This is a genomic window from Gilvimarinus sp. 2_MG-2023, from assembly GCF_030547685.1.
Lineage (GTDB): Bacteria > Pseudomonadota > Gammaproteobacteria > Pseudomonadales > Cellvibrionaceae > Gilvimarinus.
This window is the reverse complement of the sequence record NZ_JAUOQM010000047.1, coordinates 45487-69918: the sequence shown is the minus strand read 5'-3', so window position 1 is coordinate 69918 and position 24432 is coordinate 45487. Positions and strand designations below refer to the sequence as shown.

Here is a 24432-nt window from a genome sequence, read left to right as displayed (position 1 = left end):
AAAGCCAGTGTAACCGACTATGCAAAACACACGAAGACAACAATGGATAACAAAGCTTGGGCTCGGGGCAGCAATGCTATTGCTCTGCAGTGCGGGCCATGCCGGAATGGTAAAGCTGTACAATGGCGATCAGCTAGAAGGCGACTTTGTCCGTCTCGATGGCGACAAGCTGGTGTGGAGTTCGAAAAACTTTGGTGAAGTGAAAATTTCACGTACTAATATCCAGAATTTAAACACTACTATGCCAATGAAAATCAGTGGCAGTGATACACCTTGCTTAATCGATGGCATGAAGCAAGAGCACTTATTTTACAGCTGTGGAGGTGATCCCCAACAGCGCAGCGCTCCCTTGGCCGCGCTCGATATCATGTTGCCCTTTGAGAGCCATATTGACGGTGAATATACCTTTAATGGCAAGTTCAGTCTGTCGGGCTTTTTTGCTAAAGGTAATGATGTTCGGCGCGATATTAAGGTAAAAACTCAGGCCGAGTATCGCCGCAGTGAATTTCGTCACAATGCGTTACTGGAGTATGCCAGTTACTCGTCAGACCGACAGGCACCGGATGAGGTTTGGTCGGGCCGTTATTCGCTCGATTGGTTTTTCCGCGAGCGTTGGTTCTGGACCAATGACTTAACCTTAGGGGCTGATGAGGCGCGGGCTATCGCTGAATATTATTCACTGGGTAGCGGTACCGGTTATCAGTTTTGGGAAAATACGCAAACGGCCTTCGCGCTGACAGCGGGGTTCACCTATCTGAATGAGCGTTATGAAATTCCAGATGTGCCTGCCGATGACTTTGAGGTTGAAAACGAGCGTGTTGCCACCCGGCTGGGAACGGACTTTCGCTATAAATTACCGCTCGGTATCGCCTTTTTTCACAACAATTCCTTGGTTAGCTCATTGGAGGATGATCAAGATTGGCGCTTAAGCAGCAACACCGGGCTGAGCACGATGATCGCCGGTGAACTCTATTCCGAACTCAAGGTCGACTACAGTGTGGATAACCTGCCTCAGCAGGACACAAAACGTGAAGACACCCGCCTGATGGTCGGGGTCAGTTATGAGTGGTAACTATGCCTTTTTTTCTATTGTTGTTTATTGGTGTTCCCCTGGTAGAAATCGCCCTATTTATACAAGTAGGGGATGAGCTGGGAGTGCTGCCTACCGTGGCTTTGGTGGTGATAACCGCCGTGCTGGGGGTTGGCTTGTTGCGCTGGCAAGGGTTCGAGACCATGACTCGTGCCCGCAGTCGCATGGAGGCGGGTGAGATGCCTGCGCGGGAAATGGCCGAGGGCTTTATGCTGTTGGTGTCTGGGGTGTTGTTAATGACCCCGGGCTTTTTCACCGATACAGTGGGCTTTTTACTGCTGGTGCCTTGGTTGCGTTACGCACTTTTTCAGTGGGTAGCCCCGCGTTTTGTGGTGCGCACTCAGAGCCCGTTTTCCGGCCCCAATGCGGGTAGCCATCAAACGTTTGAAGGTGAGTTTTACCACCCTGACGAACCCGTGCAAGAGAAGCCCCGGCTGGATAAAAAATAGCCAATATCGCGCAACTCTGTCAAAAAGTTCGCTTTTAGGCAAAATATCAAATTTTTTTGCCTTCCTGCCATTGAAAAGCCTAGGTTCATCCCCAATTTGTTCAGCAGACCGGTTGTCTGGGGTGGGCCATATTAAATGATCTCGCCCGCGGATAACCTTGAGTATTTTTGCCACTGCCCTATGGGGTGGTGGCAGAATCCCGACCTTCGGGTTTTTCAACAATGTGCTAAGCATTTTAAATTTTGCTAGTGGGAGATGACAGTCCATGAAAATTCGTCCGTTACACGATCGCGTTGTGGTACGCCGCAAGGAAGAAGAGGAAAAAACTGCAGGCGGTATCGTACTGCCAGGTTCGGCCAAGGAAAAACCAAACCAAGGTGAAGTTGTTGCCGTAGGCAATGGCCGCGTGCTCGACAATGGTGAGGTTCGCGCGGTAGACGTGCAAGTGGGTGACACGATTGTATTTGGTAAATACGCAGGCAGCGACACCATCGAAATCGAAGGTGAAGAGCTGGTTATCCTGAGCGAAACCGACATTAAAGCGGTATTGGCGTAATACCCCAACCCCAATTGAGTAACTGAAAGAAATACTGGAAGGATTAGAACTATGTCTGCGAAAGAAGTGAAATTTGGCGATAGCGCCCGTCAGCGCATGGTAGCCGGTGTAAATATCCTGGCTGATGCCGTTAAAGCCACCTTAGGGCCCAAGGGCCGCAATGTGGTACTGGAAAAATCTTTTGGCGCGCCTACCGTGACCAAAGATGGTGTGTCTGTGGCTAAAGAAATTAGCCTGGAAGACAAGTTTGAGAACATGGGCGCGCAAATGGTGAAAGAGGTTGCCTCCAAAGCCTCTGACGACGCCGGTGACGGCACTACCACTGCGACCGTATTAGCCCAAGCCATTGTCAACGAAGGCCTGAAGTCTGTTGCCGCCGGCATGAACCCTATGGATCTGAAGCGCGGTATCGATAAAGCTGTAACCGCTGCTGTAGAACATATTAAATCTATTGCTCAGCCTTGTGATACACCCAAAGCGATTGCTCAGGTAGGCACTATCTCAGCGAACAGTGACTCACACATCGGTGACATCATTGCCGACGCTATGGCGAAAGTGGGTAAAGAAGGTGTTATTACTGTTGAGGAAGGCACCAGCCTTGAGAACGAGCTGGATGTGGTAGAAGGCATGCAGTTCGATCGCGGTTACCTATCGCCTTACTTTATTACTAACCAAGATAACATGATGGTTGAACAGGACGATCCGTTCATCCTGTTGGTTGATAAGAAAATCTCCAATATTCGCGAGCTGCTGCCAACGCTGGAAGCCGTTGCCAAAGCCGGTAAGCCTCTGGTGATTGTGGCCGAAGATGTTGAGGGCGAAGCCCTGGCGACTCTGGTTGTGAACAACATGCGCGGCATCGTTAAAGTGTCTGCTTGTAAAGCGCCTGGTTTCGGCGATCGCCGTAAAGCCATGTTGCAAGACATCGCCGTATTGACCGGTGGTACCGTGATCAGCGAAGAGGTAGGCTTGGATCTGGAGAACATCACTCTGGAGCACCTGGGTACTGCTAAGCGCGTGACCATGAGCAAAGAGAACACCACCATCGTTGATGGTGCGGGTGTGGCCGCTGAAATCGAATCTCGTGTTGCGCAAATTCGCACTCAAATCGAAGAAACCTCTTCTGATTACGATCGCGAAAAACTGCAAGAGCGTGTGGCGAAATTGGCCGGCGGTGTTGCGGTGATTAAAGTGGGCGCTGCCACTGAAATGGAAATGAAAGAGAAAAAAGCACGCGTTGAAGATGCCTTACACGCAACCCGTGCCGCGGTAGAAGAGGGCGTTGTCCCTGGTGGTGGTACCGCACTGTTGCGCGCCGTTGCCGCGATTGCGGAGTTAACTGGCGACAACGAAGAGCAAGATGCCGGTATCGGTATTGCGCGTCGCGCCATGGAGGCACCACTGCGTCAAATCGTAGCCAACGCTGGTGAAGAAGCCTCTGTGGTTGCCGAAGCTGTGCGCAAAGGTGAAGGCAACTTCGGCTTTAACGCAGCCTCTGGCGAATACGGCGACATGCTGGAGATGGGTATTCTGGATCCGGCCAAAGTAACCCGCACCGCGCTGCAAGCGGCAGGTTCGGTTGCCGGTCTGATGATCACTACCGAGGCAATGGTGGCAGATAAGCCAGAAGATAAAGGCGCACCGGCCGCACCGGATATGGGCGGCATGGGCGGAATGGGTGGCATGGGCGGCATGATGTAAGCCCAGCCACTTAAAAAGGCACCTACCTCGGTAGGTGCCTTTGTTTTATCCAGGGGTGAATCTATTGCATAGTGTTCACCGCCTACAGGCGCTATACTTTAGCGCTCCAGATAAAAAGTATCGGCGGTGATGTGCCGTTGATGACAATAGTATCCTGCCCGGGCCGGTGTCTGGCTTGGCTAAAAATAGGGTACTGCGACACCAAGTACATCGATAAAGTACTGTGATTAAGCATCTGATTTAAGTCCCGTGATCTTAAGGAGAACTAAATATGGCTTTTGAATTACCTGCGCTGCCTTACGCAAAAGACGCTCTGGCTCCTCACATCTCAGAAGAGACCATCGAGTTTCACTATGGCAAGCACCACAAAACTTACGTTGATAAATTAAACGCTGCGGTACCTGGTACCGAGTTTGAAGGTAAAACTCTGGAAGAAGTGGTAAAAACCTCCTCTGGTGGTGTGTTCAACAACGCCGCCCAAATCTGGAACCACACTTTCTACTGGAACTGCCTGAGCCCCAACGGCGGTGGCGCCGCCACTGGTGATGTGGCGGCTGCTATCGACGCCGCATTCGGCTCTTTTGACAAGTTCAAAGAAGAGTTTACCGCCTCTGCCATTGGCAACTTTGGTTCTGGTTGGACTTGGTTGGTGAAAAAAGCCGACGGTTCGGTTGCCATCGTAAACACTGGTAACGCTGAAACCCCGTTGACTGATGATTCCGTTACGCCACTTCTGACTGTGGATGTATGGGAGCACGCCTACTACATCGATTACCGCAACGCTCGTCCTAAGTACATGGATGCGTTCTGGGCACTGGTTAATTGGGAGTTTGTTAACCAGAACTTCGCTTAAGTCTACTTAGCTAAGTTGCAAAAACGCCGGGCATTGCCCGGCGTTTTTGTATCTGCCTTGCTAGCGGCCTGCAACCAAACCCTTAACCTCTTTCTAAGCTGTGCACATCCCTTCTTTTTTGTGGTCATACCTGTTATAACCAGTGCCCAGAGAGAAATGATTTGAAAAGGTAGTTTATGGAACGCAAAGAACCCACGTTGTCCGGCATTGTTGCCGAGCGGGATGATCATCACGAGCTGGCGCCGGGTGGGGCCTCCCGGACGCATGCCGAGACTGAGCCACAAGTTATTCGCGAGAGCTCCGGGCCGGGTGTGGTGGCGGTCTTGGCGTTGCTGTTGGCCTTCGCCGGAATCGGTGGCGGCGGATACTTGGCGTATTTGTTGACCGAGTCGCAAAAAAGTTTAGTAGCAGCGGAAAATCGAATAACCGATCTGGAAGCTCGTCTGGATTTAAATTCAGATCAATCCAGCGAAACCGTCGATGCCATACGCGATAAACTGGATTGGGCAGATTCTGAGATCCGTAAGCTCTGGGGTGTTTCGCACGATAAAAATCGCAAGCAAATTCAGGCCAATAAAGAAGCCATAGCAGCAAACAAGCGCAGCGTGAGTGGTGCTGAAAAAGACGCCGCCAGTGCCAGAGCGGCGTCCGCAAGTCTCAAGCGCGATCTTGAAGGCAAGCTGGCGGGTCTAGAAAGCCAATTGGCCGATGCACAAAAAGCCATGCAAACCCTATCTTCCAGTGCCGACCAGATTGAAAGCCTCAGCATCGACGTGCAGCGCGTCACCCAACAAATGCCGGGCTTGCGTGGCTTGGCGACACGTGTCAAAACCAACGAAGAGGCCATTAACGCCATCGATGCTTACCGCCGCAGCATCAACCGCGATATTTTGCAGCTGAAGCAGCAGCTCGGTGGATCGGCGGGCCAATAGTGAGAGTGTGGCGGGCAAAGCTCGCCGCATTGGTGTAAAATTCGCGGCAAAATCCAAAGACTCAGAGATTTTGCTATGACCACCGTGATTAAAGAAGCCGATTTTATCGAGAGCGTCGCCGACGCCTTGCAGTTTATTTCTTACTACCATCCCGTTGATTTTATTCAGGCAGTGAATGAAGCCTATGAGCGCGAGGCCAATCCGGCCGCCAAAGACGCCATGGCTCAAATTTTGATCAACTCTCGCATGTGCGCCATGGGGCATCGCCCAATTTGCCAAGATACCGGCATCGTCACGGTCTTTGTCACCGTGGGAATGGATGTGCAGTGGGATACTACCCAGAGCTTGACCGATATGGTCAACGAGGGTGTACGCCGCGCCTACAACAATCCAGATAACGTACTGCGCGCATCCATTTTGGAAGACCCCGATGGAGCCCGCAAAAACACCGGCGATAACACCCCTGCGGTCATTCACTACAACATCGTGCCCGGCAGTGAGGTGGATGTGCATGTGGCTGCGAAAGGCGGCGGTAGTGAGGCGAAAACCAAGTTTGCCATGCTCAACCCGTCGGATTCGGTCGTGGATTGGGTGCTGGAGATGGTGCCTAAAATGGGAGCGGGCTGGTGCCCACCCGGTATGCTGGGTATTGGTATTGGCGGCACGGCAGAAAAGGCTATGTTGCTGGCTAAAGAGGCGCTGCTGGAACCTGTCGATATTCAAGACCTGCAGCAAAAAGGCGCGGATAATCGCAGCGAAGAGTTGCGCTTGGAACTGTTCGATAAGGTGAATCGCTTAGGGATCGGGGCTCAGGGTTTGGGCGGTTTAACCACGGTGCTGGATGTTAAGGTTAAGGATTATCCTACCCACGCGGCCAACAAAGCTGTGGCGATTATTCCTAACTGCGCCGCGACTCGTCACGCTCATTTCACCTTGACCGGTCAAGGCCCTGCGCTACAAACGCCCCCTTCGCTGGAAGATTGGCCGGAGATTAGCTGGGAAGTATCGGATACCGTGCGTCGGGTGAACCTCGATAGCGTAACTGCCGACGACGTCAAAGAGTGGCAACCCGGAGATACGATACTATTGTCAGGCAAAATGTTGACCGGTCGCGATGCCGCCCACAAAAAAATGATCGATTTATTGGCCAAGGGCGAAGAGCTCCCAGTCGATATGACCGGCCGCTTTATCTATTACGTGGGCCCGGTAGACCCGGTGCGCGATGAAGTGGTGGGGCCTGCAGGGCCGACCACAGCAACCCGCATGGATAAATTCACCCGCACTATGCTGGAAGAAACCGGCCTGCTGGGAATGATTGGTAAAGCCGAGCGCGGCCCTATCGCTATTGAAGCGATACGAGACAATCAGTCGGTTTACTTGATGGCTGTGGGCGGTGCGGCTTACTTGGTCGCTCAAGCGATTAAATCCGCGAAAGTGCTGGGTTTCCCGGAGTTGGGGATGGAAGCCATTTACGAGTTTGATGTGAAAGACATGCCTGTGACCGTCGCTGTAGATAGCAAAGGCGAGTCCGTGCATAAAACCGGCCCCGAGATTTGGCGGGCCAAAATTGAAGAGGGCGTGGTAACAGTCGCTTAACAGCGATTTAACGGTGTTAAATAACACCTCACGCTTACCCGGAGGTGAACTATGACACAACTACGAGAGCAATCCTGTGAGGCGTGTCGAGCCGATGCGCCTAAATTGAATGCTGCACAAATTAGCGCACTCATGGCGGAAGTGCCTGGGTGGCAAGTTATTGAGCCGGGCGGTATAGCTCAGTTGATGCGTGAGTTTTCATTCGCCAACTTTGCTCAAGCGCTGGCCTTTACTCAGCAAGTAGGGGAGTTGGCCGATTCGTTTGACCATCACCCGGTACTGATAACCGAGTGGGGTAAGGTGACGATTTACTGGTGGAGTCATAAAATTCGTGGTCTACATAAAAACGATTTTATTATGGCGGCTAAAACCAGTGCTTTGTTCATGCCCGGTTCAGATTAACGCTGTATTGTTTCAGTAGCTGAGTCGGCCAGCTAGAATACAATTTGTTACAGCTTGAGACGCATTAATTCAGTACATTCAGCTCCACTTATTTCTCGGTGGACTGTTGTACTGTTATGTACAGTTTTTAAGGAAACGAATGCGAAAAGTTATATTTCATTACCATTTTTTTAAAAATGCCGGCACGTCGCTGGATTCTGAATTTAAAAAGAATATCAGCAAAAAGCAGTGGGTAACGCAAGAGTTTCCCGGAGCGATAGAGTCGAACCGAGCCCAGGTCGCCGATTGGGTGACGCGGGAAAAAAATGCCATTGTGTTTTCATCGCATACAGCGCATCTTCCCGTGCCCAAAATCGAAGGTGTACAGTGTTTACCTGTGCTCTTTATTCGCCACCCGGTGGATCGTATTGCCTCTATTTATACTTTTGAGCGCAAGCAGGGTACGGATAATTTTGGTGCTGTTTTGGCTCGCAATACTTCCTTGGCCGGCTATATTGAATGCCGCCTTGCGCTCGTTCGTGACCGCTTGTGCCGCGACTTTCACGCCCACCGTTTGTGTTTGAATTATCACCCCATAGAGGGGGATGAACAGGTGCGTGCTCACAAGGCTTTAGCGGAGCTGCCTTTTGTGGGTGTGGTGGACCGCTTTGATGAGTCGATGGAAAAGCTTGAGTCGTGGTTGCGAACTGAAGGATTTGCCATGCAGCTAAAAGCCGTTCGCAAAAACGTCTCTCGCAACCTTGATGAGTCGCTGGACGAGCGATTGGCCCAAATTAAGTCAGAGATCGGTGCAAAATTGTATCGGCAGCTGCTGGATGCGAATGCGGAAGATATGGAACTGTACCGGCGTGCCTGCGAAAAGCTCTGAAGGTTAAATATGCTGGCCCCGTAGCGGGCCGGCACATTCTAAGGTTATTTAGGTGAGGCGGTAGCGCTCACTGATGTCATCAGGGCTATCGATAGGCTCCATCAGGTTGCGGATAATGCCGTCCTTGATGCTATAACACCAACCATGAATGGTTAACTCTTGTCCTCGTAGCCAAGCATTTTGCACGATATTGTTGTGCGATACATTGGCCACCTGTTGCATAACATTCAGCTCGACTAAGCGCTCTAGGCGCTGTTCTTCGTCGTCAATGTGCTCCAGTTCTTCTTGGTTGTTGTAGTACACATCGCGGATGTTGCGAATCCAATAGTCGACAATGCCAACTTGCTGATTATCCATTGCCGCTTTCACGCCGCCACAACCATAGTGACCGGTAACCATAATGTGTTTCACCTTGAGCACCTCCACCGCGAACTGCATGACCGACAGGCAGCTTAAGTCGGTGTGAATCACTAAGTTGGCGATATTGCGGTGCACAAAGACATCGCCCGGTAACAGGCCGACAATTTGGTTGGCGGGTACCCGGCTGTCTGAGCAGCCAATCCAAAGGTACTCCGGTGTTTGTTGTTCGGACAGCTTAGTAAAAAAATCCGGGTCCTCGGCCTTAATATTCTCGGCCCACTCGGCGTTTTTCTCAAATAGATGGTCTAGTTTGCTCATTACTCCCCCCATTCAGTTCGCCCGCCAGTATATGCCAAGGTGCTAGAGATGGTACAGTAATACGTATGTTTACCAACAAAGGATGTGCGGGCAGTGCAAACTTTTTATTGGCACGATTATGAAACCTGGGGAGAGGTTCCGGCGGTTGACCGTCCCAGTCAATTCGCCGGGGTTCGAACGGATGCGCAACTCAATCCCATTGGTGAGCCGCTAATGGTTTACTGCCGCCCGCCAGAAGATCTGTTGCCCAAGCCAATGGCTTGTTTGGTGACAGGGTTGTCGCCTTTCAAGGCGCAGCAAGAGGGGTTGAGTGAGCGTGATTTCGTCGCTCGTATTCATCAGGAGCTCTCAGCTCCCGGTACATGCGGTGTAGGGTACAATTCCATTCGCTTCGATGATGAAGTGACCCGTTTCAGTTTTTACCGCAATTTTTACGATCCCTATGAGCGCGAGTGGAAGTCGGGTAATTCCCGCTGGGACATTATTGATGTCGTTCGTATGACCCGCGCCCTGCGACCAGAGGGGATTGAGTGGCCCAACTACGATGATGGTAAACCCTGTTTTAAGCTCGAGGCACTCACCGCAGCCAATGGGCTAGAGCACGGCGCTGCCCACGATGCGCTGAGTGATGTCTACGCGACTATTGCTTTGGCGCGCTTGATCAAGCAGCGCCAGCCCAAGTTGTTTGAGTTTGCCTATAAGCTGCGCAATAAACAGTTTGTTTCCCGGCAGTTGGATATCGATGCGCTCAAGCCCGTGCTGCATATTTCCTCCATGTTTTCCTCAGAGCAGGGCAACTGCGCCCTAATGGTTCCGCTGGCTTACCATCCTAAAAACAAAAACAGCGTGATTGCGTTTAACCTGAGTCAGTCGCCGCGGACGCTGTTAAACGAGCCCGCGTCAGTGTTGGTCGAGCGCTTGTTTGTCGCCACGGCCGATCTGCCCCAGGGGCAAGAGCGTTTAGCGCTGAAAGAGATTCATCTCAATAAATCGCCTATGGTGTTGCCGGTTGCCATGCTGGATGAGGCCACTGAGCAACGTTTGGGGCTAGATCGGGCCGAGTGTGAGCGCCACTGGCAACAGCTTTGTAGTTTGAGCTTGGTGGAGATGACGGCGCTGCGCGCCAAATTGGCTGAGCTATATCAGCTGAGTGAATTTACCCCTCGCACTGATGTAGACGCCATGCTTTACGACGGTTTTTTGGATGATCACGATCGGGCGCTGGCCCGTAAAATTCGCGCTGGCGACAGCGCCAGCATGGCCAGCGGCCAGTTTGATTTTCACGATAAACGCTTGCCCGAGCTTTTTTGGCGCTACCGCGCGCGCAATTTCCCCGACTCCTTGTCTGCCGACGAGGCTCAGCGTTGGCGTCAGTTTTGTCTGCTGCGCTTAACCGACCCCGCGGCGGGTGCCGGCATTGTTCAGGCCGATTTCGAGGCCGAGCTGACTCGGTTGGCAGCGCAAGATGAACGATTCAAACCATTACTGGCCGAATTGTCGAGCTGGGCCCAGCAGCGGCTGCTTGAGGCTGGCGGTCAGGTATAAATGCGGTAAGCGGTCGGTGTATTTTAGGTAGGCTAGTCCTTACTCGATAATGCATAGGGGCTGCTCGGGTTATCCACAGAGCGAAGCGGCTAATGTTAAGCCAGAGTTAAGTGTGTAATTTGGTGACGTTACGGTGGGAATTGTGCGCGTTTGGCTGTACAATTCCCCGCGCTTATGGAACGCCTACCCATTGCCCATAGTAAAGTAATTGTGATTGGGTGCCCGGGCGCGAAAAAGAATTCTTATCAATTAGGAGCAGAGTATGTCATCCATCAACAAAGTTGTACTGGCCTATTCCGGTGGTCTGGATACCTCGGTGATCGTTAAATGGCTGCAGGAAACTTACAACTGTGAAGTGGTGACATTTACTGCCGATATTGGTCAGGGTGAGGAAGTAGAGCCCGCCCGCGCTAAGGCCGAAGCCTTGGGTGTTAAAGAAATTTATATCGACGATCTGCGCGAAGAGTTTGTCCGCGATTTTGTCTTCCCCATGTTCCGCGCTAACGCCATCTACGAAGGCGAGTACTTACTGGGTACATCCATTGCTCGCCCGCTGATCTCTAAGCGCCTGATCGAGATTGCCAACGAAACGGGAGCTGATGCAATATCCCACGGCGCAACCGGTAAAGGTAATGATCAGGTGCGTTTTGAGTTGGGTGCCTATGCCTTAAAACCGGGTATTCAGGTGATTGCCCCTTGGCGCGAATGGGATTTAACCTCGCGTGAAACCCTGATGGCTTATTGTGAAGAGCACAATATTCCGGTGGATTTCTCTTCTGGTAAGAAAAAATCACCCTATTCGATGGATGCCAACCTGCTGCACATTTCTTACGAAGGCGGTGTGTTGGAGGAGCCTTGGGCCGAAGCGGAAGAAGAGATGTGGCGCTGGAGTGTTTCTCCTGAAGCTGCACCTGATAAGCCGACTTATATTGATCTTACCTTTGACAAGGGCGATATTGTCGCCATCGATGGTGAGCGCCTAAGCCCCGCACAAGTGTTGGCCAAACTCAATCAATTAGGTGGCGATAACGGCATCGGTCGTCTGGATATTGTAGAAAACCGCTATGTGGGTATGAAGTCTCGCGGTTGCTACGAAACCCCCGGCGGCAGCATTATTATGAAAGCACACCGCGCCATTGAGTCCATTACTCTGGATCGTGAAGTCGCTCACCTAAAAGACAGTTTGATGCCCAAGTATGCCGAGTTGGTTTACAACGGTTACTGGTGGAGTCCTGAACGCAAAATGCTGCAAACTGTGATTGATGAGTCTCAAGAGCATGTCAATGGCGATGTGCGCTTAAAGCTGTATAAAGGCGGTATTCACGTTGTGGGTCGTCGCTCAGAAGACAGCTTATTCGATGAAAAAGTCGCCACATTCGAAGACGATGCCGGCGCTTACGATCAAAAAGATGCCGAAGGCTTTATCAAGCTGAACGCTCTGCGTATGCGAATTGCCGCCAACAAAGGCCGCAAACTGCTGTAACGATTGCCCTAACTTGTTTAGGGTGTTATCAACTGCCAGATTTTCTCCGCTCGCTAGGGCGCTGATGTCGTAATGCTGGTGACTGTACTATAGTTGATGAAAATCAAATCTTATCAGTCCTAGGTGTTGGATAATCGCACCTAGGGCGGGTAGCGCTCTGTGCGCCACTTCAAATAACAATATTCATACAATTTGTGTTTTGCCAAAGAGAGTAGGGAAGGTCCTATGAGTAGTAACCTTGTTGCGGCGGGAGATCACCCGGTGTATGACTACAAAGTCGTTCGCCAGTTCGCAATTATGACCATTGTTTGGGGTATTGTTGGTATGGGTGTCGGTGTACTGATTGCCGCCCAGCTAGTTTGGCCCCAGTTAAATGACATTTTTCAGCCGTATACCCATTTTGGCCGCTTGCGTCCATTACATACCAATGCCGTTATATTTGCTTTTGGCGGTTGTGCCTTATTTGGTACTTCGTACTATGTGGTACAGCGCACCTGTCAGGCAAAACTGTGGGGGGGGTGGTTAGTGCCCTTTACGTTTTGGGGCTGGCAATTGGTGATTGTATTGGCGGCTATTACCCTACCGCTAGGGTATACCACCACTAAAGAGTACGCTGAGCTCGAGTGGCCTATCGATATATTGATCGCTATTGTTTGGGTGTCCTACGCGCTGGTGTTTTTTGGCACGATTGTCAAGCGTAAAACCTCACACATTTATGTGGCCAACTGGTTTTATGGCGGTTTTATTTTGACCGTGGCCGTGCTGCACATCGTCAATAGTGCCGCCATTCCTATTTCCTGGATGAAGTCATATTCGGCCTACGCCGGCGCCGCCGATGCTATGGTGCAGTGGTGGTATGGGCACAATGCCGTGGGTTTCTTTCTGACCGCAGGTTTCCTTGGCATGATGTACTACTTTGTACCCAAGCAGGCCGACCGTCCGGTTTACTCTTATCAGTTATCTATTGTCCACTTCTGGGCGCTTATCTCTATTTATATCTGGGCCGGCGCGCACCATTTGCACTACTCAGCGCTGCCAGATTGGGCTCAGAGTTTAGGCATGGTGATGTCTTTGATTCTGTTGGCACCGTCTTGGGGCGGTATGATCAACGGTATTATGACACTGTCTGGCGCCTGGCATAAGCTGCGCACCGACCCGACTCTGCGTTTTTTAGTGGTCTCACTGTCGTTCTACGGGATGTCGACCTTTGAAGGCCCGATGATGTCGATCAAAACTGTTAACGCTTTGAGTCACAACACCGATTGGACCATCGGCCATGTGCATGCCGGCGCTTTAGGCTGGGTAGCGATGATTTCCATTGGCGCTATCTATCACTTGCTGCCAATCTTGTTTGGTCGCAAAGAAATGTACAGCGTTAAGTGGATCAATATCCACTTTTGGTTGGCGACCATTGGTACTGTATTGTACATCGCCTCCATGTGGGTCAATGGCATTATGCAAGGCTTGATGTGGCGTGCCTTTAACGATGATGGCACCTTGACCTACAGCTTTGTCGAAGCAGTTCAAGCCAGCTATCCAGGTTATTTTGTACGCTTTTTGGGTGGTGTATTCTTCTTGTCCGGTATGGTGCTGATGGCTTATAACGCCTATCGCACAGCGCAAACACCCGACTCGGTGGATGCCAAAGCCGACGCTAAACCACAGACGGTATAAGGGAGAAGACGCATGAAAGGTCACGATATCGTCGAAAAAAACATCGGTTTAATGACCGTGTTGGTGATTGTCGCCATTAGTTTTGGCGGCCTGGTAGAAATTGTCCCGCAATTTTTCTTAAAAGAAACCACCGAACCGATCGCCGGATTAAAGCCCTTAGGTCCACTGGAACTGGAAGGGCGCGACATCTACATACGCGAAGGCTGCCATGTCTGTCATACGCAAATGGTGCGTCCACTGCGAGCGGAAGTCGAGCGCTACGGCCACTATTCGGTAGCCGGTGAAAGTGTGTATGAACATCCATTTTTATGGGGTTCAAAGCGCACCGGGCCAGATTTGGCACGTGTAGGCGGACGCTACTCCGATGACTGGCACAAAGTTCATTTGTTTAATCCACGGATTGTTGTGCCCGAATCCAATATGCCTTCCTTTCCATGGCTCTATGATCAGACCTTGGATGGCAAACTCACCGAGGCCAAAATGCGCGGTTTGCGCAAAGTTGGTGTTCCCTATACCGATGAAGATATCGAAGGGGCAGGAGAGCAGGTTAAAGGTGTGACGGAAATGGATGCGGTAGTCGCTTATCTGCAGCAGCTTGGTACGCTTTTGCAGGAGAAGCGTTAGCATGGATAAAGGGATGTTGGGGGCCATTAGCACGGTACTGATGGCCATCGCTTTCGCCGGTGTTTGCTGGTGGGCGTTTGCCCCAAAACGGCGTAAGCGTTTCGATGATGCTGCGAACTTACCCTTTGCTGATGAAGGCGATGACGTCACTAACAACGATGACAATGAAGTAGATGAAACCGATTCATCGACCGATGATGTAGCTAGGCGGGATTGATTATGAGTACTTTTTGGAGCCTTTGGATTATCGGCCTAACCCTGACCAATTTAGTGTTGGTGTTATGGGTTTTGTTGGCCAATCGCAAGGTAGCTGTGCGAGATGATGAAACGCCGGAGAATCGAACCACCGGTCATGTGTATGACGGCATTGAAGAATACGACAATCCGTTGCCGCGCTGGTGGTTTAAAATGTTTATCGCCACTTTTATCTTTGCCGGTGTCTACCTAATGATTTATCCGGGTTTAGGTAGCTTTAAAGGCTTCTACCCCGGTGGCTGGACCCAAGAGTTAGAGCTGAAAAGACATCAGCAAAAAGCTGATGCACGCTACGCCGAGCAATTTGGTAAATACAATGCCATGCCGATTGAAACGCTAGCGCAAGATCAAGACGCTATGAAAATGGGTTTGCGTCTTTTTGCCAATAACTGCGCCGTGTGTCATGGCGCCGATGGCGGTGGTAATCATGGCTTCCCCAACTTGACTGATAACGATTGGATTTGGGGCGGTAGCCCAGAGAAAATTAAAGAAACCATCGTACAGGGGCGTAAAGCCGCAATGCCACCCTGGGCTGCGATCTTGGGTGATGAAGGTATTGCACAAACTACTGAGTATGTTCTGAGTTTATCTGGGCGTGAGCACGATGAACAAATGGCTCTCGTTGGTGCTGAGCACTTTAAGCGCAATTGCGTTGCTTGCCACGGAGCAGATGCTACCGGCAATCCAATGTTAGGTGCACCTAATCTGACCGATGATATTTGGCTGTACAGTGGTGAGCCCAGCGGTATTCGCCAGACTTTACGCGAAGGTCGTAACGGCGTTATGCCCGCACAACAAGAGTTGTTAAAAGAAAGTCGCATCCATCTATTGGCGGCTTATGTATACAGCTTGTCGCTGCCCTATGAGGATCAAGACTAAAAGCGTAGTGGCCGATTGATTATGCCATTAGTCCGGAAAATTTTGCGACACAGTCGCAGAATTTTCCGGAGATTTGACCCCGATCGTTCGAGGAGTCTGTGTGAATCAAGATACCCCCCGCAATACCCCCAGTGATGAGTCTTCCGATGACAGTGGTATTCGTTACGTTAATTTGTACGAAGCGGAAGACAAAATCTACACTCGTCGTATAACTGGTTTTTACCAAAAGCTCCGCCGTTATACAGGCCTACCGTTGATTGCCGGTTTTATCCTTCTGCCGTGGTTAATGATCGATAGCCGACCGGCCATTCTCTTTGATTTGCCCGAACGAAAATTCCATGTCTTGTGGACAACTTTTTGGCCGCACGATGGCATGTATTTGGCCTGGTTGCTGATTATCAGTGCATTTTTATTGTTCACGGTAACGGTCTTGGTGGGGCGGGTTTGGTGCGGATTTACTTGCCCGCAAACAGTCTGGACGCAAATGTTCATTTTTGTCGAGTACTTTTGCCAAGGGGATCGCAACAAACGGATAAAATTGGATGCTGCGCCTTGGTCGCTTGAAAAGGTGTTGAAAAAGGGAGCGACCTTTGGCCTTTGGTTTCTCATCGCATTGATAACGGCCCTTACTTTTATTGGGTATTTCGTTCCTATTCGCGAGTTAATTGTTGGGTTGGTCACCTTGGATGCACACCCAGCGGCCGCTTTTTGGGTGTTTTTCTTTACCGCAGCAACGTTTATTAATGCCGGTTTTTTGCGTGAACAGGTGTGCAAATATATGTGCCCTTACGCTCGATTTCAGGCAGTTATGTACGATACGGATACGCTCACGGTATTTTACAATTATGTGCGCGGTGAGAAACGAGGCCCTCGCAAGCCTGGGGATGATTATAAAGCCCAAGGGTTGGGGGACTGCATTGATTGCTCGTGGTGCGTACAGGTTTGCCCAGTGGATATCGATATCCGAGAAGGTATGCAGTCTGAATGTATTGATTGCGGGTTATGTGTCGATGCCTGTAACACCGTGATGGATAAAATGGATTATCCTCGCGGCTTGATCAGCTTTACCACAGAAGATGCCGTGGAAAACGGTAAAACCCATGTATTACGGCCACGTTTTATTGGTTATCTTTTGGTGCTGTTGGTGATGGTCAGCGTATTTGTGTACAACATTTCTACCCGCACGCCACTGGGAATGGAATTACTGCGTGACCGCGGGGTAAGAATGTACCGCATCAGTGGTAAGGACGTACAAAACGTTTATACCTTAAAAATTAATAACATGGATGGTCAGGCGCATCGTTATGCTGTCGAAGTGAGCGGGGATTACCCTTTCCGGGTACAGGGTTACAAGGCGTTAGAAGTCGAATCTGGCGAGGTCTTCACCTTTCCTATGCGAGTGGCCGTTGAGCGCAAAGCACTACAAGATGTAGAAACGCAAATAACGCTAACGGTCACCTCTCTAGATGATCAAAACTTAACTACCCAGCACACCACCAGCTTTATTGGGCCACCTTTAAGAGAGTATTGATGTCAAACGATGTGAAAGAAGGACAACCCTGGTATAAAGAACCTTGGGCTTGGTTTGTACTTACGCCATTAATCGTGGTGGTGATAGTGACGCTTTCTTTTGTCACTGTCGCTGTAAAAATGGCTGATGATACGGTTATCGATAATTATTACAAAGAAGGGCGAATGATTAATCAGTCTCTCGCCCAAGATAAGCGCGCGGCCAACTGGCAATTAAGTGTTGATATTGTTTGGCAAAGTAACAATGAACAGCTACAGCTGGTGTTGCATTCACCGATGATTCCACACCCAGAAGCACTGGTCTTGTGGCTTGATCATCCGGTGGATGAAACTCAAGACTTATCCGTAACAGCCACCAAAACAGGTGCCAACCAGTATACCGCCAGCGTTCCCAATAGTGATCAGCACTGGTACTTAACATTGGTGCCGGTTGGTGAACAAAATCGCAACGAAGCGCCATGGCGCCTTAAAGGTGAGATGAATTTTACGCGCGATCAGCGCTGGACATTTAGCCCTTCGGTTACGGCGTCATCTTCAGCCGCACAGCCGTAATTTTGTGCACTCGAATAAGCGCGGAATGAGTAAGCGGCGTTATGCCTGAAGCCAGTACAGTAACCCCAAACGATTGTTACCACTGCGGTTTACCGTTGCCTCGCCTTGAGCATTACCCCGTGGAGATAGATGGGGTAGAGCGATTAATGTGCTGCCCAGGCTGCCAGGCGGTGGCTACGGCTATTGCCGATGGCGGCCTCAGTCGATTTTACCAATATCGCCAGGCCAGCAGCCAAAAGCCTACGGATCAATCGACCAGTTCAGACTACCAAATTTATAACGACCCCGATGTTCAATCTGAGTTTGTGTTGCCACTTTCTCGTCAGCAAAACCAAGCCAATTTACTGTTACAGGGTATTACCTGCGCTGCGTGCACCTGGCTGATTGAAAAACATTTACTGGCCATTGATGGCGTGGAGTCGGTGCGGATTAATGTCACCAGTTTTAGGGCGCAAATAGTTTTTGAGCCAGATGTGGTAGAACTGAGCGATATTATGCAGCAGCTGGCTTTAATCGGTTATCAGCCGCACCCGGCTACCGATGAAGCGCAAGTGAAACTGGAACAGCGTGAAAACCGCCTCGCCTTAATGCGTTTAGGCGTGGCCGGCTTTGGCATGATGCAGGCCGGCATGGTCGCAGTGGGGCTGTATACCGGTGCAGCTGATCAGTGGCAAATCGTATTGCGCTGGTTAAGCTTGTTGTTATCTACTCCCGTGGTTTTATTCAGTGCACAGCCTTTTTTTCGCGCAGCTTGGCGCAGCTTGCGCGCGGGGCAATTGGTGATGGATGTTCCGGTATCATTAGCGATAATCCTTGGGTTTGGAGCCAGCCTTTGGGCCACCGTAACCAAACAGGGCGATGTCTATTTTGAATCCATCGCCATGTTTGTTTTTTTATTATTGGTGGGGCGCTATTTAGAAATGCGCTCGCGGGCACGCAGTCGTATCGGACGCAGCAATGTGGCGCAGTTGATCCCCGCTGTGGCTACTCGCTGGCAAGAGGGGGCGTGGGTACAAGTTGCGGTGCGTCAGATTAGTTGTGGTGACAGGGTTCGTATAGATGCCGGACAAAATATTTGCGCCGATGGGGTCGTACTCAGTGGCAGCACCAGCGTCAATGAGGCGTTTATCACCGGCGAATCGACCCCAGTGGCTAAGGCGGCTGGGTCGACAGTAATCGCTGGTAGCGAAAATATAGACTCACCTATTGAAATAACAGTGGAATCAGTGGGCAGTGGCACTCGATTGTCTGCGGTGGAGCGCCTGATCCAACAGGCCGAGGCGGATAAACCTCAGCAACTGGCTTTGGCCGACCGGGTGGCGCGCTATTTTGTCGCTGGGGTGTTGTTGGTTTGTCTGGCGGTGTTTGCGGTTTGGTCTTGGCTCGATAGCAGCCGAGCGCTCTGGGTGGCGCTATCGGTATTGGTTGTTACTTGCCCCTGCGCCTTAGCTTTAGCCATGCCCACTGCGTTAACCACCGCCACCGAGGCCTTGCGCAAGCGGGGCGTTTTGATTACTCGCGGTCATGTGTTGGAAACCCTGCCCCATATCGACCGGGTGTTGCTCGATAAAACCGGCACTCTGACCACCGGGCGAATGTCCTTGGATCAGCTTGAAGTGGTACGACAGGGCGAAAATAAAGAGTATTTGTTAGCGGTAATAGCCGCACTGGAAGAGGGGAGTCGTCACCCGATTGCCAATGCTTTTAATACGTGGCGTCACCAGCTGAAAGCCACTGATATTCAGCAGCATTTGGGCGCAGGTGTGGAAGGGGTAATAGACGGCAAGCACTACCGATTTGGCCGTTTTGATTTTGCCGCCGTAAGCGGTGCGCAGCCAACCTCCACACAGGGGCTGCAGTTGTCATTAAGTGACGAGGTGGGGCAGCTGGCCAAGGTAACGCTAAATGATCCAATTCGTGATGAAGCGTCAACACTGTTGCATCGCCTTTCGAGCCTCGATTTACAGACCGAATTGCTCAGTGGCGATGCCCCGGCCAACGTTGAACGGGTAGCGACACAGCTGAACATAAACACCTACCGCAGCAGCGCCACGCCGGAGGACAAATTGTCGCATTTAGCCACTTGCCAAGACCGAGGTGATACAGTGGCCATGATTGGTGACGGCATAAATGATGTGCCAGTATTGGCAAAGGCGGACGTGTCCTTTGCTATGGCGCAAGCCTCAGAGCTAGCGGCCACCCACGCCGATGTGTTGCTGTTGGCTGATAGTCTTGATCCGATCAGTGATACCTTTGAAAAAGCGGCTCAAACTCGAAAAGTGATTCGGCAAAATCTGACGTTGTCATTGTTGTACAATGCCATAGCGTTGCCCTTAGCCGCTTGTGGTCTAGTCACCCCTTGGGCGGCCGCCATTGGTATGACGGCAAGCTCTTTGATTGTTGTGCTCAACGCTATGCGATTAGCGCGCTGGTCCTAATAGCGCTGCATTGTTTGAATCACAGGTAACCGTCTGAAACACAGGTGTTAGTGTGAATAGTCTGTTTTTTCTTATCCCTATTGCTTTAGTTTTTGTCGCCATCGCGATTCGCGTGTTGCTCTGGGCGATTCAATCGGGTCAGTACGACAATCTTGATACCGAAGCTCACCGAATCCTGTTCGATGATGATCGTAAGCCCGCCGTTAAAAAGTCAGCCACTGACAACAACAAGACACCTAAGTGATCTTCATGCCTACGGACTTTGCCAGTTTTTTGGTTGCCCTCAGCCTGGGCTTTTTTAGCAGCAGTCACTGTCTGGCCATGTGTGGTGGCATTATGGGCGCGCTTACCATGGCCATCGAAAAGGCCTCAGCCACTAAACGCTTGCGAATTATTCTCGCCTACAATCTGGGGCGTATCGCAAGTTATTGCCTTATGGGTGCTCTGGCGGGGTTGTTTGCTGAGGGGCTAATTGCTATGGGGGCTGGCCCAGCCCTGCGATTATTGGCGGCCGTTTTACTGGTGGCAATGGCGTTGTATATAACCGATCTTTGGCGCGGGTTAACCCGTTTGGAGCGAGCAGGTCAGTGGCTTTGGCGTTGGGTGCAACCTTTCGGTAAACGTTTTATGCCTGTGCGCAGTGTGCCGGCGGCGCTGGCATTAGGTGGCTTGTGGGGTTGGTTGCCCTGTGGTTTGGTATACACCGCGCTCAGTTATGCCTTGACCCAGCCGGGACCGGGCTCGGGCGCTCTGTTTATGTTGGGCTTTGGTTTGGGCACTTTGCCGGCCGTAGCTTTGGCGGCTACCCTAGCTGAGCCTGTACTGCGCGCTATTCGCTCGCGCTGGGTGCGCGGAGGCGCAGCCTTGCTATTATTGCTTTTTGCAGCCTGGACGGTTTACGGCACTCTGGGTGGCGATCATGCGCACCACCAACACCAGCATAGTACTGAAGAATCGGGCCCTGAGCACACCTCATCCAGTGAGCAGGCCTCGTCTGCCAGCTCGCACGAGCCTCACTCACATCACCACCATCACTAAGCCTATAAAGTTCCTGCCGAAGACAGAGATTTTACATTTTTATATGGCGCGGATGTTTCACCGTGTTAATCTTGAATTTCTGGGCCCCGGTGAGTAATTGGGAAGTAATTGGTTGGGAGTAATGCTAGGCCGTTCGCTGGCTGCTATGCATGGAATTTATGCGCTGTACATTGACACTTGCGCCGCTGGTGCGCCTCATCTTTGGCATATTGCTTTGTCTACCCATGGCCCAGGCTGGCGCACAGGAGGAGAGCTGTTATAACGTCGATTTCGCCAGTCGAGCCATGGATCGCTTTAAAGGCGGCAGCCGCCTCGATACCACCGATATCGAAGCGTTAAAGGGTCGGATCATCCGCAGTATTCGCTATAAGCGGGTAGGGGTGTTCGATGAAAACGACCCGGATGAAAATAAGAGTATTTATCGATTTCTGAACAACCTGCATATTAATACCAAAGAGTATGTTGTCTCCAGCCAGATATTGTTCGCCGAAGGCGACACCCTAGACCCCGATGTGATTCAGGAAAGCGAGCGTTTATTGCGTCGCCGTGAATATTTAACTGGTGCGTTTATCCTGCCAGAGCGGGTGTGTCAGGGAACGGTGGATTTGGTGGTGGTGACCCGCGATAGTTGGTCGTTAGAGATAGACGCCTCTTTTAGTCACAGCGGGGGCGACGCGACCACTGGTATCGGCATCAGTGATGACAATATCATGGGCAGCGGTACCAGCTTTTCGATTGGCTACGATCAAGAAGCCGATCGCACCGGTGTTCGCTATTCATTGCAGACCGATCATATATTGAGCTCGCGTTGGTCAACACAATTATCTTATTCCGATAACTCCGATGGCAAAAACGCTATTGTGCAGTTGGAGCGTCCATTTTTTTCGCGCCATACGCCTTGGTCTGCTGGCATTCTCTACAGTGACGTCACCGAGGCCGAGATTATTCGCTCTAAAGGCGATGAGGTAAACAGTTATCAGCACGAGCGTGGCCTGCAACAGGTGTTTTATGGCCACTCGATTTTCACGACGAAACGCTCAACACAGCGACTGCTGGTCGGTTATAGCATCGAAGAAGATCATTTTTTCCCTAATAAAGACACCACCGATTTGGGTATCCCCGAAGACCGGAAAGCGAGTTATCCCTGGCTGGAATATCAGTACTTAGAAGATCGCTACGCGGTTTATCGTAATTTAAATCAAATACAGCGCACCGAAGATGTCCCTCTCGGTATCACATTTGGTTTCCGTATGGGCTATGGCGAGGCTGAACCCGGTCGCCACGGCGATGTGGTGCGTTATTTAGGTAATTATCAGCATATCTTTAGTGTCGACGATGCTCACCTATTGCGAGTGTATCTAGGGGTGAATGGGCGTGACCATATGAACAGCGAAGATTACGACAGTTCGGTCTGGTCCAGTGAAGTCTCCTATAATTATATGCAGAGCTCCAAAAACCGCTGGTACACCAGTATATCTTACGATGTTGGGCAAGACTTGGCGCAGCATGAAGAGCTGACCTTGGGCGGCATAGAGGGCATGCGTGGTTACCCCACCTCTTTTCAGCGCGGTAAAAAGCGAATGCTGGCAACCCTGGAGCGTCGCTATTACTCCGACTGGCACTGGTTTAATTTAATACGGGTGGGCGCGGTGGCATTTTTGGAGGCGGGAAAGGCTTGGGAAGGACCGGATAATAACAATAACCATATGCTGGCTAATTTTGGTCTAGGGCTTAGATTGAGCTCCAGTAAAGTACGGGTGGGCAATGTTGTTCATCTCGATATCGCCACCCCAATCACAGAAAGAGACGGCATCGACGATTATCAGATATTGATAAAAGCTAAACGCCACTTTTAATGGTGACGTGATAAAACTGGTTTACCAGTGTGACCACAGCCTTTCTCATACGGGCTATCTATTGATAACCCAGTTGGCGGTGGTAGGCTTCCAGATCAGCCAAGTCTTGCGCTAAAACCGCGCGTTCGCGCTCCGAATAAATAATACTTTGCGCCAGTTCGGCGGCTTCTTGTTCATTATTCTTGATGGAGTTTAACAACTGTTGACGCTCGGTCGGTGTGCGTGCGCGATGCACCAGTTGCTCCTCAAGCACAGCATTATCATTCAGTAGACTATCGATGGTGTTGTTGTAGTCGGCAATCAATTGATTCAAGTTCTGCAGGGATTGTTGCAGACGGTAGAGATCGCGACCGTGCTGATAGGCACTGACAAAGTCTTGAGCATCTTTGTTTTGGCAGACATTTTTGTATTGTCCTCCGGCCAGCCCGACGGCGTAGCCATTGGCCGCAGCGCAGTAGGATTGATAGCCTTCATTTAGACCGGCCCGGTAATGGGTTAAATTAGGCACAACACCCACTTTGGCGCAAGCCTCTCGGTGCGATCCAATACGGCTGACCTCGTAGCCACGGGAGCCATCTTCCAGTCCAATCAAGTGCCAGTCTGCGTTTAGACACTCGTCTTTACTGAGGGTTGAGCAGGCTGTCATGGCCAATAGGGTACTGGTCAATAGTGTAAGGCGGGGTATGGATGACATAGAGTGGCTTCCCATTTGAAGTGATTTTTAAAATGCCAACAATGACTTTTCCGTGTTTCAGGTCGTTAAAATACCATAACTGGGCGAGTGAGGCAGAATTTGGCAGTTTTGCCCATATTGGCGACAACACCAGATAAACCTCTGACTAAAGGCAGTATCATGAGAATGCTAGGTTTTCATAAGTTTACGTAGCGCGACAGTGGTTTTCACTCGACGGAGTATTCTGTCTGTGTGGTTAATAATTTCTTAGGAGAAAAAATGATGACTAAATTACTGCCTACATTAATGATTGCCGGTGCCTTGACCATAAGTTCATTGGCCTCTGCCCAGCCCGGTCCACGCGGTGGCGAAGGTGAGTTATTGCTGCGCGAGCGCGTAATCGAAAAATTAGAACTCAGTGATGAGCAGGTGAGTCAGATCCAGTTATTGACGGAGAATTTTAAGTCCGCCTATCCACGCGACGATTCTGCCCGTGAGCAACATCGCGAACAAATGCAAGCGCTAATGCAAGCGGAAACTTTTGATCCGGTAGTCGCTCAAACTCTGATTGATGCAAAAGATGAACGCGAGCTGGCCATGATGCAGCTGCGCTTTGACCTCGGTAAGGTACTGTCCGAAGAGCAGCGTGAAGAAGTAAAAGCAATGCAGGAGAAGATGAAAGATCGTGGTAAAGGTGGGCGTGACAAGCGTGAGCGAGGTGATCGCAGTCACTGAAAACGCGCGTTAAACACACTTATAA

24 protein-coding genes are annotated in these 24432 nt (G+C 50.8%); 22 read left to right on the top strand and 2 right to left on the bottom strand.

Annotated elements, in window-relative coordinates:
* The first annotated feature begins 73 nt into the window (after positions 1 to 73).
* From Q4526_RS11570 to Q4526_RS11530, 9 genes are all read left to right on the top strand, one after another.
* The gene (locus Q4526_RS11570) at positions 74 to 1072 is read left to right on the top strand and encodes a DUF481 domain-containing protein (RefSeq protein ID WP_215977241.1); all 999 of its coding nucleotides are present in this window, start codon (positions 74 to 76) and stop codon (positions 1070 to 1072) included.
* A 2-nt stretch (positions 1073 to 1074) separates the two neighbouring features.
* Complete coding sequence (locus Q4526_RS11565) at positions 1075 to 1539, top strand: FxsA family protein (RefSeq protein WP_215977240.1); 465 nt, start codon at positions 1075 to 1077, stop codon at positions 1537 to 1539.
* A gap of 265 nt (positions 1540 to 1804) precedes the next feature.
* Positions 1805 to 2095, top strand: coding sequence for a co-chaperone GroES (gene groES / locus Q4526_RS11560; protein WP_215977239.1), 291 nt, complete (start codon positions 1805 to 1807; stop codon positions 2093 to 2095).
* Between the two features lie 51 nt (positions 2096 to 2146).
* On the top strand, positions 2147 to 3796 hold the full coding sequence (gene groL / locus Q4526_RS11555) for a chaperonin GroEL (RefSeq protein WP_215977238.1): 1650 nt from the start codon (positions 2147 to 2149) through the stop codon (positions 3794 to 3796).
* 271 nt (positions 3797 to 4067) lie between these two features.
* Positions 4068 to 4649 (top strand): superoxide dismutase [Fe], encoded by a 582-nt coding sequence (sodB, locus tag Q4526_RS11550; protein WP_215977237.1) that lies wholly within the window; start codon positions 4068 to 4070, stop codon positions 4647 to 4649.
* 176 nt (positions 4650 to 4825) lie between these two features.
* Positions 4826 to 5581 (top strand): hypothetical protein, encoded by a 756-nt coding sequence (locus Q4526_RS11545; protein WP_215977236.1) that lies wholly within the window; start codon positions 4826 to 4828, stop codon positions 5579 to 5581.
* Between the two features lie 75 nt (positions 5582 to 5656).
* Entirely contained in the window at positions 5657 to 7177 is a 1521-nt protein-coding gene (locus Q4526_RS11540; RefSeq protein WP_215977235.1) for a fumarate hydratase, read from the top strand.
* 51 nt (positions 7178 to 7228) lie between these two features.
* Complete coding sequence (locus Q4526_RS11535) at positions 7229 to 7579, top strand: 4a-hydroxytetrahydrobiopterin dehydratase (RefSeq protein WP_215977234.1); 351 nt, start codon at positions 7229 to 7231, stop codon at positions 7577 to 7579.
* Between the two features lie 139 nt (positions 7580 to 7718).
* The gene (locus Q4526_RS11530; protein WP_215977233.1) at positions 7719 to 8447 is read left to right on the top strand and encodes a sulfotransferase family 2 domain-containing protein; all 729 of its coding nucleotides are present in this window, start codon (positions 7719 to 7721) and stop codon (positions 8445 to 8447) included.
* Positions 8448 to 8495: 48 nt separating this feature from the next.
* Here the strand turns inward: Q4526_RS11530 and can are convergent, their stop codons facing one another.
* Complete coding sequence (gene can, locus Q4526_RS11525) at positions 8496 to 9125, bottom strand: carbonate dehydratase (RefSeq protein ID WP_215977232.1); 630 nt, start codon at positions 9123 to 9125, stop codon at positions 8496 to 8498.
* 93 nt (positions 9126 to 9218) lie between these two features.
* Between can and sbcB the strand changes: the two genes are divergently transcribed.
* From sbcB to Q4526_RS11465, 12 genes are all read left to right on the top strand, one after another.
* Entirely contained in the window at positions 9219 to 10670 is a 1452-nt protein-coding gene (sbcB, locus tag Q4526_RS11520) for an exodeoxyribonuclease I (protein ID WP_303609640.1), read from the top strand.
* 262 nt (positions 10671 to 10932) lie between these two features.
* Positions 10933 to 12153 carry an argininosuccinate synthase gene (locus tag Q4526_RS11515; RefSeq protein WP_215977230.1) on the top strand — a complete coding sequence of 407 codons (1221 nt, stop codon included), beginning with the start codon at positions 10933 to 10935 and terminating at the stop codon, positions 12151 to 12153.
* A 225-nt stretch (positions 12154 to 12378) separates the two neighbouring features.
* Positions 12379 to 13827 (top strand): cytochrome-c oxidase, cbb3-type subunit I, encoded by a 1449-nt coding sequence (ccoN, locus tag Q4526_RS11510; RefSeq protein ID WP_215977229.1) that lies wholly within the window; start codon positions 12379 to 12381, stop codon positions 13825 to 13827.
* Positions 13828 to 13839: 12 nt separating this feature from the next.
* A complete protein-coding gene (ccoO, locus tag Q4526_RS11505) occupies positions 13840 to 14451 on the top strand; it encodes a cytochrome-c oxidase, cbb3-type subunit II (protein WP_215977228.1) in 612 nt (203 codons plus the stop codon).
* A 1-nt stretch (position 14452) separates the two neighbouring features.
* Positions 14453 to 14668, top strand: coding sequence for a cbb3-type cytochrome c oxidase subunit 3 (locus Q4526_RS11500; RefSeq protein ID WP_215977227.1), 216 nt, complete (start codon positions 14453 to 14455; stop codon positions 14666 to 14668).
* A 2-nt stretch (positions 14669 to 14670) separates the two neighbouring features.
* Positions 14671 to 15585: a cytochrome-c oxidase, cbb3-type subunit III gene (gene ccoP / locus Q4526_RS11495; RefSeq protein WP_215977226.1), complete on the top strand. Its 915-nt coding sequence runs from the start codon at positions 14671 to 14673 to the stop codon at positions 15583 to 15585.
* 100 nt (positions 15586 to 15685) lie between these two features.
* Positions 15686 to 17116, top strand: coding sequence for a cytochrome c oxidase accessory protein CcoG (gene ccoG, locus Q4526_RS11490; RefSeq protein WP_215977225.1), 1431 nt, complete (start codon positions 15686 to 15688; stop codon positions 17114 to 17116).
* Positions 17116 to 17667 carry a FixH family protein gene (locus tag Q4526_RS11485; RefSeq protein ID WP_215977224.1) on the top strand — a complete coding sequence of 184 codons (552 nt, stop codon included), beginning with the start codon at positions 17116 to 17118 and terminating at the stop codon, positions 17665 to 17667. Before ccoG ends, Q4526_RS11485 begins: the two co-directional genes overlap by 1 nt.
* Positions 17668 to 17708: 41 nt before the next feature.
* On the top strand, positions 17709 to 20105 hold the full coding sequence (locus Q4526_RS11480; RefSeq protein ID WP_215977223.1) for a heavy metal translocating P-type ATPase: 2397 nt from the start codon (positions 17709 to 17711) through the stop codon (positions 20103 to 20105).
* 52 nt (positions 20106 to 20157) lie between these two features.
* Positions 20158 to 20349, top strand: coding sequence for a cbb3-type cytochrome oxidase assembly protein CcoS (ccoS, locus tag Q4526_RS11475; protein WP_215977222.1), 192 nt, complete (start codon positions 20158 to 20160; stop codon positions 20347 to 20349).
* A 5-nt stretch (positions 20350 to 20354) separates the two neighbouring features.
* Positions 20355 to 21143: a sulfite exporter TauE/SafE family protein gene (locus Q4526_RS11470; RefSeq protein ID WP_215977221.1), complete on the top strand. Its 789-nt coding sequence runs from the start codon at positions 20355 to 20357 to the stop codon at positions 21141 to 21143.
* A gap of 149 nt (positions 21144 to 21292) precedes the next feature.
* Entirely contained in the window at positions 21293 to 22999 is a 1707-nt protein-coding gene (locus Q4526_RS11465; RefSeq protein WP_303609639.1) for a hypothetical protein, read from the top strand.
* A 58-nt stretch (positions 23000 to 23057) separates the two neighbouring features.
* Here the strand turns inward: Q4526_RS11465 and Q4526_RS11460 are convergent, their stop codons facing one another.
* Entirely contained in the window at positions 23058 to 23693 is a 636-nt protein-coding gene (locus tag Q4526_RS11460; RefSeq protein ID WP_215977219.1) for a DUF2799 domain-containing protein, read from the bottom strand.
* Positions 23694 to 23951: 258 nt separating this feature from the next.
* Here Q4526_RS11460 and Q4526_RS11455 point away from each other — a divergent pair, with 258 nt between their 5' ends.
* On the top strand, positions 23952 to 24407 hold the full coding sequence (locus tag Q4526_RS11455; protein ID WP_215977218.1) for a Spy/CpxP family protein refolding chaperone: 456 nt from the start codon (positions 23952 to 23954) through the stop codon (positions 24405 to 24407).
* Positions 24408 to 24432 lie beyond the last annotated feature (25 nt).